Consider the following 3,172-nt stretch of genomic DNA (forward strand, 5'->3'; position numbering starts at 1 on the left):
GCGATTGCCGACGCCCAGAGCCTGGCGGTCGGCAACGACAATCAATACATCGAACCGGTCCACCTGCTGGTCGCCCTGCTGAACCAGGACGACGGCGGCGCGCGCTCGCTGCTGCAGCGCGCGGGCGTCAACGTGGGGGGGCTGAGCAATGCGCTGAAATCGGCGCTGGACCGCTTGCCGAAAGTGTCCGGCACGGGCGGCGACACCCAGGTCAGCCGCGAATTCGTGAACATGCTGAACCTGGCGGACAAGGAAGGCCAGAAGCGCGGCGACCAGTTCGTGTCCAGCGAAATGGTGCTGCTCGCCCTGACCGACGACAAGTCGGAAGCGGGCAAGCTGTCGCGCGAAGCAGGCCTCACCCGCAAATCGCTGGAAGCGGCCATCGACACCGTGCGTGGCGGCGGCAAGGTCGATTCGCAGGAAGCGGAAGGCCAGCGTGAAGCGCTGAAAAAATACACCCTCGACCTGACCGAGCGCGCCCGCATGGGCAAGCTGGACCCGGTGATCGGCCGTGACGACGAGATCCGCCGCGCCATCCAGGTGCTGCAGCGCCGTACCAAAAACAACCCGGTGCTGATCGGTGAGCCGGGCGTGGGCAAGACCGCCATCGTGGAAGGCCTCGCCCAGCGTATCGTAAACAACGAGGTGCCGGATTCCCTGCGCGGCAAGCGCGTGCTGTCGCTCGATATGGCGGCTTTGCTGGCCGGCGCCAAGTACCGCGGCGAATTCGAGGAACGCCTGAAGTCCGTGCTGAAGGAACTGGCGCACGACGAAGGCCAGACCATCGTCTTCATCGACGAACTGCACACCATGGTTGGCGCGGGCAAAGCCGAAGGCGCCATGGACGCGGGCAATATGCTCAAGCCTGCGCTGGCGCGCGGTGAGCTGCATTGCCTCGGCGCGACCACGCTGGACGAGTACCGCAAATACATCGAGAAGGATGCTGCGCTGGAGCGCCGCTTCCAGAAGATTCTCGTCGACGAGCCAAGCGTGGAGGCGACCATCGCCATCCTGCGCGGCCTGCAGGACAAGTACGAGCTGCACCACAAGGTGGAGATCACCGACCCTGCCATCATCGCGGCGGCCGAGCTCTCGCATCGCTACATCACGGACCGCTTCCTGCCCGATAAGGCGATTGACCTGATCGACGAAGCTGCGTCCAAGATCAAGATTGAGATCGATTCCAAGCCGGAGGTGATGGACAAGCTGGAACGCCGCCTGATCCAGCTGAAGATCGAGAAGGAGGCTGTCAAGCGTGAGAAGGACGAAGCTTCGCTGCGCCGCCTCGACCTGATCGACGAGGAAATCGCCAAGCTGCAGCGCGAGTACAACGACTACGAAGAAATCCTGAAGGCCGAGAAGGCCAATGTGCAGGGCACCACGCACATCAAGGAGGAAATCGAAGCGATCAAGCAGCAGATGGAAGAGGCCACGCGGGCGTCGAACTGGCAGCGCGTCTCCGAACTCCAGTACGGCAAGCTGCCGCAGCTTGAGGCGCAGCTGAAACAGGCCGAGGCCATCGGCGCGAATGCACAGGCCAGCGACAAGCCGAAGCTGCTGCGCACCCAGGTGGGCGCGGAAGAGATTGCGGAAGTGGTGTCGCGTGCGACGGGCATTCCTGTGTCGCGCATGATGCAGGGTGAGCGCGACAAGCTGCTGCATATCGAAGAGAAGCTGCACGAGCGCGTGGTAGGGCAGGACGAGGCGATCAACGCGGTGGCAGATGCCATCCGCCGTTCGCGCGCCGGCCTGGCGGACCCGAACCGTCCGTATGGTTCCTTCATGTTCCTCGGCCCGACCGGTGTCGGTAAGACGGAGCTGACCAAGGCGCTGGCGTCCTTCCTGTTCGACACGGAGGAATCGCTGATCCGCATCGACATGAGTGAGTTCATGGAGAAGCATTCGGTGGCCCGCCTGATTGGCGCGCCGCCGGGATACGTAGGCTATGACGAAGGCGGCTACCTGACGGAAGCCGTGCGCCGCAAGCCTTACAGCGTGATCCTGCTGGACGAGATCGAGAAGGCACACCCGGACGTGTTCAACGTGCTGCTGCAAGTGCTGGATGATGGCCGCATGACCGATGGCCAGGGCCGCACGGTGGACTTCAAGAACACGGTGGTGATCATGACGTCCAACCTCGGTTCGCAGAAGATCCAGTCGCTGGATGAATCCGATCCGGGCGTGGTGAAGCTGGCTGTGATGGCCGAGGTGCGCGGACATTTCCGCCCCGAGTTCATCAACCGTATCGACGAGATCGTGGTGTTCCATGGACTGGACGACAAGAACATCGGCGCGATTGCCAAGATCCAGCTGCATATCCTGGAGCAGCGTTTGAAGCGCATGGATATGGACCTGGTGGTGACGGAAGACGCACTGCAGAAGATCGCCGAGGCGGGCTACGATCCGGTGTATGGCGCGCGTCCGCTGAAGCGGGCGATCCAGCAGCAGATCGAGAATCCGCTGTCCAAGCTGATCCTGGAAGGACGCTTCGGCCCGAAGGATACGATCAGCGTCAACGCCCAGGGCAACGAGCTTGTCTTCGCCAAGGCCTGACCTGGCAGCCCGCCTCGCGTTCCTGCGCGAGGCGGAGCGTCTCAAGAACGTGCTGCGCAGCGGCCACACCTCCGGTGGCCGCCGCGAGAGCACGGCCGAACATAGCTGGCGCTTGTGCCTGATGGCGCTGACCTTTGCCGACCAGCTGCCGGATCTGGACATGCTGAAGGTGCTCAAGCTGTGCATCGTCCACGACCTTGGTGAGGCGATTCACGGCGATATTCCCGCCATCGAGCAGCACGCCCATCCGGACAAGAGCGCGCAGGAGCGCGAAGACTTGCTATTGTTAAGCTCATCGCTGGATGAAGCCATGCGCGCGGAAGTCCTGTCGCTATGGGATGAATACGAAGCGGCGGCCACGCCCGAAGCGCGTGCGGTGAAGGCCTTTGACAAACTGGAGACAATGCTCCAGCATAACCAGGGTGCGAATCCGCCGGATTTCGACTATGACTGGAATCTGGGCTACGGCACGAAGTACACCACAGGCAGGCCCGTGTTCGATGAGCTGCGTGCGCTGATCGACGAAGAGACGCGGCATCACGTTCGTACGCGCCAGCATAAGGAACCTTCCGCATGACTCCCGTTCATCAATTCATCGAATCTTACTGCGCCGCCGTAC

At 62.5% G+C, this 3,172-nt stretch carries 2 protein-coding genes; both read left to right on the plus strand.

Annotated features, from left to right (window positions below):
* The coding region (gene clpB, locus AB4Z11_RS27620; RefSeq protein ID WP_442029040.1) for an ATP-dependent chaperone ClpB at window positions 1-2,553 on the plus strand (2,553 nt) is incomplete at its 5' end.
* A complete protein-coding gene (locus tag AB4Z11_RS27625; RefSeq protein ID WP_442029041.1) occupies window positions 2,534-3,130 on the plus strand; it encodes an HD domain-containing protein in 597 nt (198 codons plus the stop codon). The genes clpB and AB4Z11_RS27625, both read left to right, overlap by 20 nt.
* The last annotated feature ends 42 nt before the right edge of the window (window positions 3,131-3,172 follow it).

This window comes from Pseudoduganella sp. RAF53_2 (assembly GCF_052113985.1).
Classification (GTDB): Bacteria; Pseudomonadota; Gammaproteobacteria; order Burkholderiales; family Burkholderiaceae_D; genus Rugamonas.